The sequence below is a fragment of the Halococcus salifodinae DSM 8989 genome (genome assembly GCF_000336935.1).
Taxonomy (GTDB): Archaea; Halobacteriota; Halobacteria; order Halobacteriales; family Halococcaceae; genus Halococcus; species Halococcus salifodinae.
Genome location: NZ_AOME01000088.1, coordinates 60015 through 76035, shown reverse-complemented (window position 1 = coordinate 76035; position 16021 = coordinate 60015). Strand labels below are relative to the sequence as shown.

Sequence of the window (16021 nt, the reverse complement as noted above, 5' to 3'; positions counted from 1 at the left end):
GAACACGCCGCCCTCGACGCCACGTTCTACGAACGGGACCGCGCCAGCCGCCACTACTGCCACCGCACCAACTACCACGTACAGACGCTTAAGGTCACGAAACTCGTCGATACAGAATCCCAAGCGATCCTCGACGTCCACTGTTCGACCACGCTCGTAGGGAGCGACGCCGACCTGTGCGAGCAGATCGCCCGCCGAAACGCGGGCGATCTGCGGACCCTCGCTGTGGACAAGGGCTACGACAAGACCGTTCTCCGTGAACGGTTGCGTGAGCTCGGGATTCGTCCGCTCATCAAGCACTGCATCCGCGCACCGTANCGCTCGCTCGGCTACGCCGTGCGAGCGCGTGACTGGTACCGTGAGTTCCGAGAGATCACCCTGATGTGTGTCGTCTACAACATCAAACGCTCCGTCAAGCAGTGAAATCCACTGCCCTATGGCGATTCAACACAGCCGTCGAAACGGCCGCTCGCGCGACAGTGTAAGACGCTTGCCAAGCAGCACGTTGACGATCCGGACGTACCCGCTGCGCCGAACGGCGACAGCGGATACGCCGAATGGGTCCAGATCGCGCTGATCCTCATGCGCGTCGAACTCGACAAAAGCCTCCGCGAGACCGAGGCGTGGTTCAACGATTCGACCGTTATCCTCGACGAACTCGGCCTCGAACGAGCACCGCACTACAGCTCGTTCTGTCGCTGGGAACAGCAGTTCCAGATGCGCGAATTACGCCGCCTGCTCCGCCGAAGTGCGGAGCAGGCCGGCTGGAGTGGTGAGGCAGCTATCGACGCCAGTGGCTTCCAGCGCGATCAGACCAGCCACCACTACCGCAATCGTGCGGATTACTCGTTCCAGTCGCTGAAGACGACGACCTTGATCGATATGAATTCGCTGGCGATCAGGGACGTCCACTGCACGACGCGAAAGAGCTGGGACGGCCACATCGGAATGCAGGTCTTCCGCCAGAACGCGGAAGACCTGCGGATTTTGGCCGCAGACGTGAACTACTCGTGGAGCGATCTCCGCGAAGAATGTCGCGGTGAGTCGACGCGCCCGCTCATCAAGCACAAGGAGCACACGCCGCTGAAGAAGGCACACAACGCGCGGATGGACGCCGACGACTACCACCAGCGGTGGATGAGCGAGACCGGCTTCTCGCTACTGAAGGAAGACGACGGTGAGAAGCTACGCTCGCGGAGCTGGCACGGCCAGTTCCGCGAGCTCACCCGGAAGTGCATCGTGCATAACCTGTCGCAGGCGGCGAGTTAGGGCTCGCCGCCTGCTCTCTTTCTCCAGCGTATTGGTCAGAGGCGTCACCGTCGTCACCCGAGAGAGGTTCGAAGATGCCATAATTCTGATCGTCCGCTGGTGGTCACCATTGACAGCTACTGCATCTTCCGAGTGGAGAATCGCGTGTCTCAGACTGTGAAGTAGTGGGTCGCCAACCCCACCCCGACGCCGTCTTGCGTTCAACAGGGCATCTCACCTTCAATCTAATCGCTCTTGTGTAGACTGGCGGAATGGCATGTTAACAATGGACGCGCTAGAGTGAGAAACAGCCGCTACCTCACGAATGCGGGCTATTCAAGGAGATGGATCGCTCGTCATCTCGCGGTTCCGCTGTACTACAGAAAAGCGAATCTAATAGACAGAAGGTGTCCAGAAGGTACTCCTTCCTGAACCCCTGTCCAAAACCCCTGATCTTCATATGGCTATCAGGGGCACCAGAAGGTAGTGCATTTAGCCGCCATCTACGATTCGAACTTTCATCCGAACTCGGACGCTCGTTCGCTTCGCCCCTGTATGCCCGTCTCAACCCGGAGCAACGCCTTACTCGACGTAGCTGCGAAGGGCAAACGGCGATCCCTCGAACAGCGCCTGAGGCATCTCTGAGACGTCATCGGCGACGACCGGATCAAATCCCATCTCTCCGAGTACCTCCGTCTCGATGTCGATTCCCGGGGCGATTTCAACCAACACAAGCCCCGAGTCGGTGAGTTCGAAGACTGCCCGCTCGGTGACGTACGTAATCGGCTGATCGATTTCAACAGCGTACTCGCCACTGAATGTCGTCTGCTCGACCTGCTTGACGAATTTGCGGTGCGTTCCCTCACTTCGGATGTCTATCTCGCCATCGTCAACAGCAACGTCGAGGCCACCCACCGTGAGCGTACCACAGAAAACCACCTGTTCAGCGTTCTGTGTGATATTGATGAACCCTCCACAGCCGGGGATGTCAGCACCGAAGCGGCTGACATTGACGTTGCCAGCGGCATCGATCTGTGCCATCCCGAGGAACCCAATATCCAACCCACCCCCATCGTAGAAGTCGAACTGTTCAGGCGAAGTGACGAGTGCGTCGTGGTCGACAGCCGTCCCGAAGTTGACACCACCCGACGGTGACCCGCCGATAGGGCCTGCTTCGACGGTTTGTGTGATCTCATCGCCGACGCCACCCTCGGTCGCGACCATCGGGACCAGTTCCGGGACCCCGACCCCGAGGTTGACAACAGCATCCGGAACCAGTTCCATTGCCGCACGGCGTGCGATGACCTTCCGTTCAGTGAGTGCTGGCCGATTCTCAGCGTTGTCCCTCTCGGGGACTCGAATTTCACCACTCAGTGCACCACTGTAGTCTTCGCCATACGTCTGGCGGTGGTGGGACGGCGGAGCGTCAACGACTGTATCCACGAGAACACCCGGGAGATCCACCTCACGCGGGGAGAGCGTCCCCGCTTCGGTTACACGCTCAACCTGTGCAATGACCGTTCCCCCGGAGTTGTGTGCAGCCTGTGCAGTCGCGAGCATATTCGCCTTGAGTGCCTCTCGCTCCATCGATATGTTTCCGTTCTCGTCGGCCGTTGTCCCACGCACGAGAGCCACGTCGAGCGGGATCGAATGGTAAAACAGGTACTCCTCGCCGCCGAGTTCCATAACCTCAACGAGGTCCTCCGTGGTGGCGGCATTCACCTTGCCACCGTCCTGGCGCGGGTCAACAAACGTCCGCAATCCAACGTTCGTGATCGTCCCAGGTTTGCCGGCGGCTGTGTCACGGAGCAGGTGGTCCATCGCCCCGAATGGGAGATTGTATGCCTCAACGTCGCCCGCGGCGATGCGTTCCATCAGCTGCGGAACGAATCCCCAGTGGCTTCCGATGACGCGTTCGAGCATCCCGTCACGGGCGAGATGCGAGACTCCTCGTCCCTGCCGGTCGCCTTCGGCGGCGGGATGATACAGCGTGAGATCACCCGGGGATCCGACTTTACTGTAGCGGGTCCCCAGCGCCTCAAGGAGATACTCTGGTAGACCAACGGCAACGAAGCCACCAACTCCGACGGTGTCACCCGTATCAACTTGTTCGACAGCTTTGTCGACTGAACACACGATGTCCATCGTACTTGCCTGTTTGTCGGCGGCCGATATACCTTGCTGTCTGGCAGGTTCAAGAGAATTCCCCGCTGTTGGGATGCTCCACAGGATTACGTGAAAGAGCAGGCGCTAAAGCTAGTGCCGTCGCTATCCCAGCCGACAGCCGTAAGACTACACCCTCGCCAATCTCAGGGTGGCTTGTGACTCGCTCATCGCCTGATCGCCCACTTGCCGATCTCGCCGACCTCGTTTCCGAGCAATTCAGCGGTTATCGCCACTCTGAGGACTTCAACGAGCTCTCGATCGTCATCAACAACAGCGATCCGGAACAGTCGACGCTCATCGTCTACATCGACGGTCAACAACCGACTGATCTGCCCAGCGCGTCGAAGCTTTCCTCTACGAAAACGGCGCGCGGACAGAACGCGAGCGTCACGACGACACCGACATCCGCATTCTCGCCATCCTCGAAGAGGCATCGATACCTCTCACCCATTCCTCCGGTCACACAACCGTCTCCTGCTCGCGCTTGTCAGTTACGCCGTTGAGACTTCGCCTCCCGAACACCGTCTTTCTCACGGATCATATCCGGACAGTTCGGGCACACGCGCACGGTGGTCATCTCGGGCGGGGCAAACACCCGCACGTATTGGTCGGTCACGAACCCACCACAGTTCTCACATTCAGGCATGCCCGATCGCTCTCCCAACACTCTGATGTAGCTATCGACTCACGAGCGAGATTCACCCAATCAGAGAGTCATTCCGTGTCTCGAACGGACCGACTCATCGCCGAACTCTCGCGGTGTTGCTCTCAGTAAACGATCGGTCGATGGTGAACCGCCGCTTGAGTCCCACTACTACTCGTCCAACCAACGTTCCAGAATGAGTATCGAGATCGACCGAGCGATCGGAGCGCGCTCGTTCAACGCTATATCCACCACACTCCGGACAGATGTAATGCTCAAGACCGAACACTTCACCGCAGCCACGGCAGATGTACACGGGATCGGCTTCGTGCGCCTGCCTTTGATTGGCGAGTACTCCCATGACCTACTCCAATATCTCAACATGCGGCCATAAACGATATATACTTTGTGGAGAAGCGCGCCGAGGCTCGTGCATCCTCGTTCCCCCCTCTCAGAGCCCCACCACATCGGAGAGCGTCGTGTGTAGATCTCAGCGACATTCAACCCAGAAATCGTATCACTCTTGGGCTAATTAGGGTACAGTGACCAGAGTTCTGAGCATGATCACGAGAGTCTATACCGACCGAAGAGAGTGATGCAAAGACGAACCTATCTTCGAATGCTTGGAAGCGTCCCGTTGATCGCGGGTGGAGTCACGGGATGTCTTGCCAACATCACAGGTGGTAACGGATCCAACAGCACTGGTGGCAACGCATCGGCGAACGTAACCGGAATGGCAACTCGAGCCCTCCAGGCTCAAACCATCGGTGAAACGTGGACATTTACTGACTCTGGGACGCCGACAGTCGCTGACAACGGCACCATTGTTGCAGAATACGGTGCTAGTGACTCGTATTCACGAACTCTGAGGCTTCGTCTGTGGCCCTGTGAGGGTGAGACGCTCGATGCACTCGGCTCCTGTTCGTTGGGAAACCTTCCAGATCAAAAGCGGGGCAACGAAAGCGTTGAGACAGCAGATCGCTCGTTCGGAGACAACGCCTTCCTCTGGTGGACTGGCGTGAATACGGATATCGAAGTCGTCACTGTGAATAACGTGTTTCGACTCACACATATGCCTGCTGTCGAGTCAACGCAAGAGCTACCCTCTCGGGATGCCCGGATCGAGGAACTGACCGAAATCGCTCAGTTACAAGCGAACCAACTCAGCTGAATCGGCCAGAGGCTAACGACAGGACAAGTTGAACGGATGCTACTCACTCATGTCTCTTGAGAATCGTTGAGCAGCGACCCAGCATCTGTATCTTTATCAACGGACTATATGTAGGATGAAGATATGCCGATCAAGGAATATGAATGGGAGTCATTGGAATACGAACATGAGCCGCTGCTCGAAGCACTCGAAACCCAACTCCAAGAGGGATTCCCACAGGCGTACACTCTCGAGGAGTTGGCGAACGAGCTTCGTGTAGTCGAGGAGGTGGATGCCGAACCCGATCTCTTTCTTCGAACGGAGCTGTACGTGTACTTGGATATCCTCGTTGACCGTGGGAGAATCGAAGCCAAGGATTCTGGAGGGTACGTCCCTGAACCGACCACATACTACCGTGCAAAAGGCTCCGCGGAAACGGACTAACACCTTCCAGTTCGACTGCCGGGATACCTGACAGCCTCCGGCGGTCGTTTCGGCCACTGCAGTGGCTCTCACGACCCTGGGGAGACCGGAGCCCTAACAGGATGAGAATCAGGTTGTTTCACTCTGCGCTGTCCGCGAACGCACTCCCAGGCGAAAACTCCGTCAACTCCTCAATCTCCTGTTCCAGCCGGTCGATTTCTTGGCGCAGCACCTCCGCCTCCGGATCGTCGCTCACTGCCAGCCGGTCTTTCAGCCCCTGCAAGCGCGTCTCCTTGCGCTCGTCGTCGACATCGGCCTCCCGGACGTATTCGCTCTCAGAGACGTCGTACACCGCCGACTCCGGCACAGAGACCACCTCCAGTGCTTTGTCGACCTTCTCGCGGTCGATGCCCATCACTTGCTCATGATCGATCCCCGTGCCCTCGAACGCGTCGAGCACGGTTTCGTCGTCTTTCAGCGAGCGATTCTGGCGCGTGGTGCGCTGGACCGAACCGTACTGGCCGTGAGCCGACCGGTCGTGTTGGACGCGATTGAGCAGCACGTCGGTCACGTCCTGCCGGAGGTCGTTTGCATTGCGCTGGACATCCGACAGCAGCGTGTAGAGATTCACCAGCGCCGGCGTCTCTACCTTGCCGAGAGCACTCATCTCCTCGCGTTCGAGCGCGTCGATCAGCAACAACGTATCCGCATAAACGTCGATTTCCGGCTCCTCACGCCCGCTCTCATGCTCGTCATCCCCACCCCCGCTCATCGAGAGATGTGGCGCGTCGTCCAGCACTGCGCTCTCGTCGACCTCATCGAGTTCGGTTAGCGTCCCCTCGCGCTCGTCGAGGACGTATCGTGGGTGGAGTGCAAGCACCGCCGCGTAGGGTTCGGCTTTCGGCGGCAGCCGGTCGAGTTCGTAGCCGTCGAGTGTCTCGTGGGTGTGCTCGGCGAGCGCTTCGAACTGCTCGCGATCCAACGGTTGTGCGTCACCCGTATCGGTGTCCTCGATGATGATCCGTGGCTCCTGGACGTCGGTGATCCGAAAACGCCTCGATGCCAGCGGCGTGATCAATGTCGCGTCCTTGGGAAGTTCCTCGCAGCACTCGGAAAGCGTCCCTCATGTCGCTCCGAAGGGTGCGGGCATACCGCCACGCTTGTACAGCCGGTATGAAAACCTTCGCGGGCGTCACACCGGATTTCGAGTGAACCTCAATACGACAGGCCCGGAAGATCGTCTGAAGAGGCTCCGCGGATCGACCGTCCAAACACTTTTTCCGGCGGTTTGCGTGTCCGATTACTATGCGTCAACGAACGATGGTCGCGGTTCTCGGACTTGTCTGCCTGCTCGTCGTCGCGGGGTGTAGTTCACCCGCGGGCAACGGGACGAACAATACAACCACTCCCAGTAACGCGACGACGGTCGGTGAGATTACCACCGCGATCTCGACACCGACCATGACTCCGGAACCGACGGAGACGTCCACAGCGACGCCGACCGCGACTCCCACACCGACCACGACCACGACACAAACACCAACATCGACCCCGACGGCGACGCCTACCGCTACTTCGACAGCAACCCCGACGGCGACGCCTACAGCAACCCCGACACCAACGCCCACCCCCACACCGACTCCCACTTCGACTGCGACGCCAACACCGACACCTACTCCGACGCCGACACCGACCGCAACGCCCGAGCCGTCACCAGCGGTCCCCCCGGAAGTGTCCGGCGGTGAGGCACGACAGGCAACGGTCACGCGGGTCATCGACGGCGATACGATGGAGGTCGAGTTCGCCGACGGTGAGACTGACACTGTTCGACTCATCGGTGTCGACACGCCCGAGACTACCCTCGACGACATCTCGGCCGAGGAATACGAGGGTATTCCCGATACCCAGGCCGCGCGCGACCACCTCTACAACTGGGGCCAGCAAGCCAGCGAGTTCGCCACCGACGAGCTCGACGGCCAGCAGGTCCGCATAGTGACCGATCCCGAGGGCGATCGCCGCGGATCGTTTGGCCGCTTGCTTGCGTACATCTACACGGACGATCGGAACTTCAACCGCCAGTTACTCGAACAAGGCTACGCCCGGGTGTACGACTCTTCGTTCAGCCTGCGTGAGAACTTCGACAGCATCGAATCGCAAGCCCGTTCGAACAACGTCGGCCTCTGGGACTTCGACGCCCCAAGCACTGCCACTCCGACACCGACGCCGACCTCAACGCCCGACTCCGGCGACAGTGACGATGGAGGTCTCGAAACCCCGACGCCGAGCGGCGGGGCAAGCGATCCCTACGACTGTAGCGACTTCGAAAGTGGAGAGGTAGCCCAGCAGTGGTTCGAAAACAACAATCCCGACGAGGACCCTGCCGGTCTCGATAGTGATGGCGACGGCCAAGCCTGCGAGTCGCTCTAAGCCGATCCCGGCCCTCCCCACTCACTGTCGATCTGGCGAACGAATTCGTCCATCTCGACTCCTATATCAGCGATGATCGCCTCGGCGAGCTGCCACGCCCGGCGCTCCCGAGACGAGAGATCACGTGGGACACCAGCGAACTGAACGAGTGCCTCGGCGACGAGCAGCTGATCTTGGGGATGCATCGGTTTCCGATGGACGTGCGATCGTACAAAAACGTACGCGTGCTCGGGTATAGTGTAGACCGGTACGAGGCGACGACGCATATCCGGAAGTCTTCTTATCGTCTCTCTCAGCCGGGCGGCGTACTCGGGTGACCGATGATCAGACATCGGCTGTCCGGCGTGGTGCTCTCGCTTCGAGGATCACTCGTCGGTCGGCGTGATCCGAACACGGTCGTTGACAGAGTAGATACGGCCTCGATTGTCGAGCATGTCGAGTGCGTGGGCGGCGTCGGACTCGCTGAAGCGGTCGTCTTCGGCAAGCACTGCTTTCGCCTCGTCTGTCGGGAGGCTATCGTCGTCTACGTCGCCGACCGCCTCAGCCAGGACAGTGAGAGCATCTTCGGCGAACGGCGGGAGTCGCCGCTCTCGGTCCATGCAGGCGTTTTGACTCGACGATTATGAATCTGTGTCAACAACGGTACTGCTACAACTCTTCGAGATGTTCGATTTCCTGTTTCGAGACGTTCGCTTCCGTGACCGTCTCGGGCATCCACTCTGGACTATCGTCGGGAGCGTCCTCACGCCACGCCCACCCCTCGTAGATGTGGAGTTTGTGCGTCCCCCGCTCGCGGAGCCGGAACTCCTCTCTGGGTGCTGCGTCCTCGCTGTCACTGGGGTCAAGCTTTCGGGCAGCCTTCAGCGCCGCTTGGCGAGGCATTTTCCCGGTGAACACGCTGGTTTCCTCACCACTCTTCTCGCGCAGTGCGAAGTTCCGCTTGTCATCCGTCTCTCTTGTCATGGTTTCACTCCTCCAAGCGTATCCATCAAAGGGAGTAGGATAAGAGTATCCCCCGCAGTAATGGGGTTTCCTCAGTGGAGTGTTGAACGTCAAAGAGTTTTACTCGCTTTCTCCGAGTGTCTCCTCGGCGAACGAATCGTCGAAATCGTTCGTTCCGGAGTCAGCGGAACCCGACGTCTCGTCGTGAACTCGCGCGAACGCCACGTTTTCTTTGGCCTGCTCGATCTCGATGGTCACTTCATCATCCGGACGCGTCCCGGGCACGATCACGACGTACCCCCGATCGATTTTCGCGATCCCGTCGCCCTGATCACCCAGTGATTCGATCGTCACGTCGCGAATGTCGCCCGATTCGACTGGTGGAGCCTGTTGATTCGAACCATTTGAATTCGACGGCGGGCCAGCCGACTGCTGCTGAGTCTCAACATCGTCGCGCTGGAGCGTACTCGTCAGAACTGCCACTCGATAGGTCTCACCGTTGGTGATTGTCCCCTCTTCGAGTTCGGACCGTGGAATTTCGACCCTGTAGGAGTCACCGTGTTGATCGATCGACGCGCTGAAGAGACACTCCAATTGGTCGGGAACCTCGGCCATTAGACTTTCTCCTCACAGATGAGTAGTGTGTGGAGCCCGGCTCCGCGAGCCAGCCTCGGCGTTGATCGCTGCTGGTCGCTGATACGAGCCATCACGAGACTCACGCCTCGACAGCCACGTACTGATCCTCCCACTCGCGGCGTGCCTCGATCTCGCGGCGGCCGCGCCGGGTGATCTCATAGAAGTTGGTCCGCCGGTCGATCTGTCCCTTTTCGACCAATCCCTTCTCGACTAGCTCATCCAGNCGGCGGCCGCGCCGGGTGATCTCATAGAAGTTGGTCCGCCGGTCGATCTGTCCCTTTTCGACCAATCCCTTCTCGACTAGCTCATCCAGGTTCGGATAGAGTCGGCCGTGATGGATCTCTGTCTCGTAGTAATCTTCGAGCTCGTCTTTGACCGCCAACCCGTGGGGCTCGTCCTGGCCTGCGATAGTGTAGAGCAGATCGCGCTGGAACCCGGTCAAGTCCTTCATATCCGAATACTGGTTATTACCATAGTTAAATATGTCGAACTCCGGATACGCAGCTCCGATCAGTCACCCGTCTCCGCTGGCGGCGATGCGAGCAGTTCTCGGACAGTGGTGGGGAGATCGGCCGCCTCGACATCGCGGAGGCGGTCATCACCAATCCTCAGGCGCAGTCGTGGCCGGCCGACGTCGATCGGCACCTTCTCGGTTGCGATCACTCCCTCGTCTTCGAGCTGGGTTTTCGCCCGCGAGAACGTCGCTTTGCTCGCCACGCCTACATCCTCGCCCCATTTCGAGATCTCATAGAGCTGAATCCCGTGGTTCGCAGCTGCGAGCAGCGTCAGTTCCACCTCATCGAGCGCGTCACCATCACTGTTGCCGTAACCGCCACTCCGGGTGGACTCGACTGCATCAAGCATCGCTCGGAAGTCGTCCTCAACCTCGGAGCCGAACGTGTCGGCGAGCGTCTCATAAACACGCGAGCGCGGTGGTGTTCGCAAACCGATCGTGCCAGCAGTCTCCAACGCTTCATCGCACCGCTCGCGCATCGCCGCCACGAATTCAGCGTCGTCAGTCCCGGGCCCAGCAGCCCGATCGTCAGTCGTCACGATCGACGTCACCGACTCCTCGCCCACAACCAGCCCGCTCTCGAATTCGTGGCCGGTGACATGGAGTGACAATGTTTCATCGGCCACCAGATCCGCGGCGGTGCTGGCGAGATGAAAATCCCGACGGAGCCATTTCACGAGTGATTCCTGTGCGAGGAGTCGAACCAGAGGCGGCTCGTCGAGANCGGCGGTGCTGGCGAGATGAAAATCCCGACGGAGCCATTTCACGAGTGATTCCTGTGCGAGGAGTCGAACCAGAGGCGGCTCGTCGAGATCGGCCAACACCTCCACGAGGCCTGCGGTCGTCTCCTCGACGAGACCGGCCACGAACACGTCACTTGATTCAGACATCTCCGCGAGAATCGTGCGATACACCTCGGCGACCGTCGGCGCGACATGCGAAGAACTCGCCATAGAACCGATTCGAGAGTAATTCATATTTATATTTTGGCCAAGGTGCTCCCGGAACCAGCAAGCATGCTGGAGAGATCTGGCGGGAAACAGCTACTCGGGGCCGGTAGTATGAGAGTGGGGTAGACGGCACATCAGCCCGGCTGCATGTACCTCACCCCTCCATCCCGCTGAATGAGAGACCACCCTCAATGTATCGTTGGGCGAATAGATACACCAGCATGATCGGCGTCGCAAAGGTGAGCGCGAATGCCGAGAAGCGCGCCCACGGGATCGAATACTCGCTAATGAGCGAATACAGCCCGACCGGAAGGGTGTAGTTCTCGGTCGTGAGCAACGTCTGCGCGACCACGAACTCCGTCCACCCGGTGAGGAACGTGAAGATAAACACCGTGGCGAGTCCCGCAGTGGAGAGTGGAATGATGACCTCGGTAACGACGCGCCACGGTGGCGCACCGTCGACGACGGCTGCCTCCTCGTAGGAGACGGGAATCCCGTCCATGTACGTCTTCAACAGCCACGTATTGAACGGGATCGCGGTCGCTGCGTAGTAGACCGCGAGTGCGAGTTTGCTGTCGTTGATGCCGAACTGGACGTAGACGGCATACAGCCCGATGAGCAGCGCGACGCCGAGGCCGCCGCCGATCTGTGTCATCAGGACGTACACGAACAACACCTTCCGCCGGAAGATGAACTCCCGGCGTGAAAGTGCGTACGCCGCCGGCACAACCAGACACATGGCGATGACCACGGTCGGCACCGCGACCGTGAGGCTGTTCCAGAGGAAACCCTTGAAGTTCGATGGGGTCGTCACGCCGTACTGCGAGACGTCGAGCATGACGATCTCCGGCGTGTTGACGACGACGGCGAGATCGGTCAGCGGCACGTTCATTGAGACGGTGTACCCCGGAACGATGAGGTCACCGATCACCCAGAGGAACGGCTGCAACGTCGGGTTTTCTGGAAGCAAGCGGAACCCGCCGGAGGAGTAGATCGAGCCGCCGGTGCTGGAGAGCGCGGCCGTCAGGATCCAGTAGATCGGAAACAGGAGTGCGAGCACCACGGCGAGCGCACCGAGGGTCGCACCGAGCGTTTTCAGCGGCTCGATGGGCGATATCTCGCCGCGTCTGATACCGTTGGCCGTATACACCGCGTCCCGAACGGCAGTGATGGGCTGGAGTGCGAGCTTTCGCACGTCAGTCTTCAGTTTCCGACCGATCCGGTCGAAGAGGCTCACTGTTCTGCCACCCCTTCAGCAAGCCGGCCGCGTTTGACGTTCAACCACATGAATGCGCCGATGAACAGCACCGCAATGAGGCTGACAGCCGCGCCGTATCCGTACTCCGAAAACGACAGCGCCTCCCGGTAGCCGTAGACCACGATGAGTTCGTTCGCCCGGGCGGGACCGCCCTGGTTGAACACGAACGGGATGAGGAACTGCTGGAACGACGCGGCCGCCGTCAGGATCGAGGCGAACAGTACGGGTCGCTTGATCGACGGGAGCGTCACGTGCAGGAGTCGTGAGAAGAAGCCTGCACCGTCGACTTTCGCCGCCTCATGGAGCTCTTCGGGCACGTCTTGTAACGCGCTGACGGTGATGATGACCATAAACGGGTACGCGAGCCACATTTCCGTGACGTTGTACGCGAGGAAGGCCGGCCACCGCTCGGAGAGCCACGCGATCGAGCCGATCCCGAGGGCCGACAACGCCTGATTCGCCAGCCCGAACTCAGCCGAACTAAAGATGCCGCGCCACACGGTGACCGTGAAGATGGCCGGCAGTCCCATCGGGAGAATGATGAACGATCGCATCACCCGTTTGCCGCGCACGCGGTCGCTGGTCACGACGAGCGCGATGGCGAGGCTCAGTCCAATCTTCAGGACGACGCTCGTCGCCACGAACAGCCACGTCACCCCGAAGGAGTTCCAGAACGTCGGATCGGTAAGGACGTTGACGTAGTTACGGAGCCCGACAAACGTCGCCTCGCCGAACGTCAGCACCGAGGCGGCCCCGTCGCCGGCAAACAGGTTCGCCGGGGCGGCGTTCGTGAACGAGATCCCGACGAGATACACCACCGGAAACAGCATGAACGCCGCGAAGACGAACAGTCCAGGGAGAACGAACAGCAACGAGACGTCTCGTTTGTCGAGAAACGGGATCGCCTCGACACGGCGTGCGACACGCGAAACCGTGCTCATGACCGGGCTACTCCCAGTTGCTACGGATGGTTTTTGCGGCCTGATCGAGCGCGGCCTTTGCGGTCGCGTCGCCGTTGAACGCGCTGATGAGTGCGGTCTCCATCCCCGGCCACACCTTGTTCATCTTTGGATGCGTCGGCATCGGCACTCCCCGCTCAACGGTCTGTGAGAACGTCTGTACCTCGCTCGGGAGCTCGTCGCTACCGACCAGACTCGATAGCACCGGAATCACACCCTGGTCTTTGGCGAGCTTTAGGAGATGCTCCTCGTTCGTCACGTACCACTCAATGAACGACCGTGCGGCAGCGGTGTCAGCGCCGCTCTCTTCCATTCCTTTCGTGAAGTACCACATCGTGATGCCGGTGTAGGGTTTGACCGTTCCGCCATCGGGCGACGGGAGCGACGTCACTTTGTAGTTCACCCCTTTCTCGTTGAGCGTCGCGAGATACCACGGCCCGTTGATGGCGAACGCCGCGTTCCCCGCGGCGAAGGCGGCGGCCTGTGGCTCATACTTAGGGTCGTTCGGCATATACGGTTTGAAGTTTTCGAGTGCGAACTCGAGCCCGCGGACAGTCTCTTTGGTGTTGACTCCGAGCATTTGCTCTTTGTCCGGGTCGAAGTAGTACCCGCCGAACGCCTGGAGCCACGCGCTGGTGTAGTAGGGATCGAACGGGTAGCTCAGTCCGTACGTTCCGTTACTTGGATCGTGGTGTTCCTTCATCATGGACACCATGTCGGACACCGTCTTCGGGGCCTTGTCGACCATATCGGTGTTGTACATCAGCGTCACCGTCTCGGCTGCGTGCGGGAGACCGACGACGTTCCCCTCGAACTGGATCGCCTCCGCAGCCGCGCTCGTGAACGAATCGAGGGTCACGCCGAGGTCGTCATTCTGATCGACAACGAAACCGCGCTGGAAGTAATCACCGACCCAGTCGTGGGCCCACTCGAACGTTTTCGCGCCCTGCCCTGCCGGGATCGCACTCGTCGTCTTCTTCTGCATATCGGAGATGTCAGCCCCCTCGATGCTGTGCTCCGACTGGGAATTGAACGCCTCGATTGCGCTCTTTCTGGCGGGGATTTCAGGTTCCGGAAGCGAGTACCACGCTCGCGCCGAACCCGCCGGTCCGGTCGACCCGCTTTCGTTGCCAGCTGTCCCGCCACCGGAGCCGTTGGTATCGCCTGCTGACGATCCGTTACTGCCGCCCTGGCTGTCGCCGCTCCCGGATCCGTCACTGGATCCCTGTTGCTGGGCGCTGATACAGCCCGCAACCGCGATCAGGGCGCTCGTTCCGCCAATATGTTTTAGCAGCGTTCTGCGATTCGTTGTCATGGTGAACGTTGGATGAAAGAGTCGTTCATAACTTAATAGCTTCGGAACCATACGAGTGCTTGTCACGATCGTGGAATGGATCGCGTTCGATTTCACCCGACACTCTGGCCAACTACGTCAGTATCAGATCACACGAAACGAATGAGCCACCGCTTGGAACTCTCTATTTCAGAAGCTACGAAAAATCACATCGTAAATTCTCATTTCGGGGGAAGAACTATATTCGTTCGCCCATAGCCCTCAGCGGATGGCAACTGTCACGCTTGACGCTCTCAGAAAGGAGTTCAACAGCGGACGGCTAGTGGCGGTCAATGACGTCTCTCTGGAGGTGGCCAACGGCGAGTTTGTCACGGTCGTTGGCCCCTCTGGCTGTGGGAAATCCACGACGCTCCGCATGATCGCTGGGCTTGAACAGCCGACGTCGGGACGCGTTCACATCGGTGGCGAGGACGTCACTGACGTCCACGCACGTCGCCGCGATGTTGCGATGGTGTTCCAGAACTACGCACTGTACCCACACAAGACCGTCCGGCAGAACATGGCGTTCGGTCTCCGGATGAGCACCGACCTCGGAAGCGACGAGCGCAACGCCAAAGTCGACGAGACGGCCGCGATGATGGACATCGAGGAGTTGCTCGACGACCAACCCAGTGAGCTCTCCGGCGGCCAGAAACAGCGCGTCGCACTCGGACGTGCGATCGTGCGCGAGCCGGACGTGTTCCTGTTCGACGAGCCGCTTTCCAATCTCGACGCGAAGCTCCGAACGAGCATGCGGACCGAAATCCAGCGCCTCCAGGACGAGCTGGGCACCACAGCAATCTACGTGACCCACGATCAGGAGGAAGCGATGACGATGGGCGACCGACTCGCCATCATGAACGACGGCGTTCTCCAGCAGACCGGCACGCCGACGGACGTGTATGCGACCCCAAACAGCGAGTTTGTCGGCGGGTTCGTCGGCTCGCCCTCGATGAACCTCCTCGACGTCACCGTCGAGACCGCCGACGACGGCGTCAGGCTCGTGAACGGGGACCGCTTCGAGTACGAACTGACTGGCGAGCGTGGCGAGCGCGTCGCCGCAGCCGACGTGATGACCGCGCGGCTTGGGGTTCGTCCCGAAAACGTTCGCGTCGCTGGCGTCCAAGAGGGAATCAAGACCGATGTCGAGGTCGTCGAGCCGGTCGGGAGCGACAACTACCTCTATCTGGACCTCGCGCCGGAGTTCATCGCTCGGGTCGACTCCGACATCGAACCTGAGATGGGTGACGTCATTCGCGTGATGTTCGACTCGAAGGACGTACACCTCTTCGACACGACGAGCGGCGATTCGCTGCTGGCGAAGGACGCTGCGGAGCCGACGGTCGCAGCGACGGCGTCGCCCTGACGACGC

The 16021-nt window shown here is 59.8% G+C and carries 17 protein-coding genes and 1 pseudogene; 5 read left to right on the top strand and 13 right to left on the bottom strand.

What is annotated here, in order from left to right; genetic code table 11:
• Positions 1 to 423, top strand: a 423-nt coding sequence (locus C450_RS19050) for an IS5/IS1182 family transposase (RefSeq protein WP_005046390.1), incomplete at its 5' end; no start/stop codon positions are given.
• Between the two features lie 6 nt (positions 424 to 429).
• Positions 430 to 1269 carry an IS5 family transposase gene (locus C450_RS19045; RefSeq protein ID WP_049910461.1) on the top strand — a complete coding sequence of 280 codons (840 nt, stop codon included), beginning with the start codon at positions 430 to 432 and terminating at the stop codon, positions 1267 to 1269.
• 561 nt (positions 1270 to 1830) lie between these two features.
• On the opposite strand, the gene C450_RS19040 is transcribed toward C450_RS19045, so the two are convergent.
• Both C450_RS19040 and C450_RS23760 read right to left on the bottom strand, forming a co-directional pair.
• Positions 1831 to 3393, bottom strand: coding sequence for an acyl CoA:acetate/3-ketoacid CoA transferase (locus C450_RS19040; RefSeq protein WP_005046384.1), 1563 nt, complete (start codon positions 3391 to 3393; stop codon positions 1831 to 1833).
• 508 nt (positions 3394 to 3901) lie between these two features.
• Positions 3902 to 4060: a DUF7563 family protein gene (locus tag C450_RS23760; RefSeq protein ID WP_440717459.1), complete on the bottom strand. Its 159-nt coding sequence runs from the start codon at positions 4058 to 4060 to the stop codon at positions 3902 to 3904.
• Between the two features lie 1291 nt (positions 4061 to 5351).
• Here C450_RS23760 and C450_RS19025 point away from each other — a divergent pair.
• Positions 5352 to 5651, top strand: a complete 300-nt coding sequence (locus C450_RS19025; RefSeq protein ID WP_005046375.1) for a hypothetical protein — start codon at positions 5352 to 5354, stop codon at positions 5649 to 5651.
• A gap of 118 nt (positions 5652 to 5769) precedes the next feature.
• Here C450_RS19025 and C450_RS19020 read toward each other — a convergent pair.
• Both C450_RS19020 and C450_RS22490 read right to left on the bottom strand, forming a co-directional pair.
• Positions 5770 to 6780, bottom strand: a pseudogene (locus tag C450_RS19020) (hypothetical protein).
• A 160-nt stretch (positions 6781 to 6940) separates the two neighbouring features.
• Positions 6941 to 7258 (bottom strand): hypothetical protein, encoded by a 318-nt coding sequence (locus tag C450_RS22490; RefSeq protein WP_169317830.1) that lies wholly within the window; start codon positions 7256 to 7258, stop codon positions 6941 to 6943.
• A gap of 103 nt (positions 7259 to 7361) precedes the next feature.
• On the opposite strand from C450_RS22490, the gene C450_RS21300 reads away from it, so the two are divergent.
• The gene (locus C450_RS21300; protein ID WP_005046366.1) at positions 7362 to 8057 is read left to right on the top strand and encodes a thermonuclease family protein; all 696 of its coding nucleotides are present in this window, start codon (positions 7362 to 7364) and stop codon (positions 8055 to 8057) included.
• On the opposite strand, the gene C450_RS19005 is transcribed toward C450_RS21300, so the two are convergent.
• From C450_RS19005 to C450_RS18965, 9 genes are all read right to left on the bottom strand, one after another.
• Positions 8054 to 8242: a hypothetical protein gene (locus C450_RS19005; RefSeq protein WP_005046364.1), complete on the bottom strand. Its 189-nt coding sequence runs from the start codon at positions 8240 to 8242 to the stop codon at positions 8054 to 8056. The two genes, C450_RS21300 and C450_RS19005, sit on opposite strands and share 4 nt — an antisense overlap.
• A 180-nt stretch (positions 8243 to 8422) precedes the next feature.
• Positions 8423 to 8656: a hypothetical protein gene (locus C450_RS19000; protein ID WP_005046362.1), complete on the bottom strand. Its 234-nt coding sequence runs from the start codon at positions 8654 to 8656 to the stop codon at positions 8423 to 8425.
• Between the two features lie 49 nt (positions 8657 to 8705).
• Positions 8706 to 9020, bottom strand: a complete 315-nt coding sequence (locus tag C450_RS18995; protein WP_005046361.1) for a non-histone chromosomal MC1 family protein — start codon at positions 9018 to 9020, stop codon at positions 8706 to 8708.
• Positions 9021 to 9119: 99 nt separating this feature from the next.
• On the bottom strand, positions 9120 to 9614 hold the full coding sequence (locus tag C450_RS18990; protein ID WP_005046358.1) for a TRAM domain-containing protein: 495 nt from the start codon (positions 9612 to 9614) through the stop codon (positions 9120 to 9122).
• A 100-nt stretch (positions 9615 to 9714) separates the two neighbouring features.
• On the bottom strand, positions 9715 to 10086 hold the full coding sequence (locus C450_RS18985) for a helix-turn-helix transcriptional regulator (RefSeq protein WP_005038816.1): 372 nt from the start codon (positions 10084 to 10086) through the stop codon (positions 9715 to 9717).
• A gap of 59 nt (positions 10087 to 10145) precedes the next feature.
• Positions 10146 to 11102 carry a transcriptional regulator TbsP domain-containing protein gene (locus C450_RS18980; protein WP_005046355.1) on the bottom strand — a complete coding sequence of 319 codons (957 nt, stop codon included), beginning with the start codon at positions 11100 to 11102 and terminating at the stop codon, positions 10146 to 10148.
• 151 nt (positions 11103 to 11253) lie between these two features.
• Complete coding sequence (locus C450_RS18975) at positions 11254 to 12336, bottom strand: sugar ABC transporter permease (protein WP_005046353.1); 1083 nt, start codon at positions 12334 to 12336, stop codon at positions 11254 to 11256.
• Entirely contained in the window at positions 12333 to 13298 is a 966-nt protein-coding gene (locus C450_RS18970; RefSeq protein ID WP_005046350.1) for a carbohydrate ABC transporter permease, read from the bottom strand. The genes C450_RS18975 and C450_RS18970 overlap by 4 nt, the downstream gene beginning before the upstream one ends.
• Before the next feature lie 7 nt (positions 13299 to 13305).
• Positions 13306 to 14631, bottom strand: coding sequence for an extracellular solute-binding protein (locus C450_RS18965; RefSeq protein ID WP_005046349.1), 1326 nt, complete (start codon positions 14629 to 14631; stop codon positions 13306 to 13308).
• Positions 14632 to 14878: 247 nt separating this feature from the next.
• On the opposite strand from C450_RS18965, the gene C450_RS18960 reads away from it, so the two are divergent.
• Positions 14879 to 16015: an ABC transporter ATP-binding protein gene (locus C450_RS18960; protein WP_005046347.1), complete on the top strand. Its 1137-nt coding sequence runs from the start codon at positions 14879 to 14881 to the stop codon at positions 16013 to 16015.
• Positions 16016 to 16021: the final 6 nt, after the last annotated feature.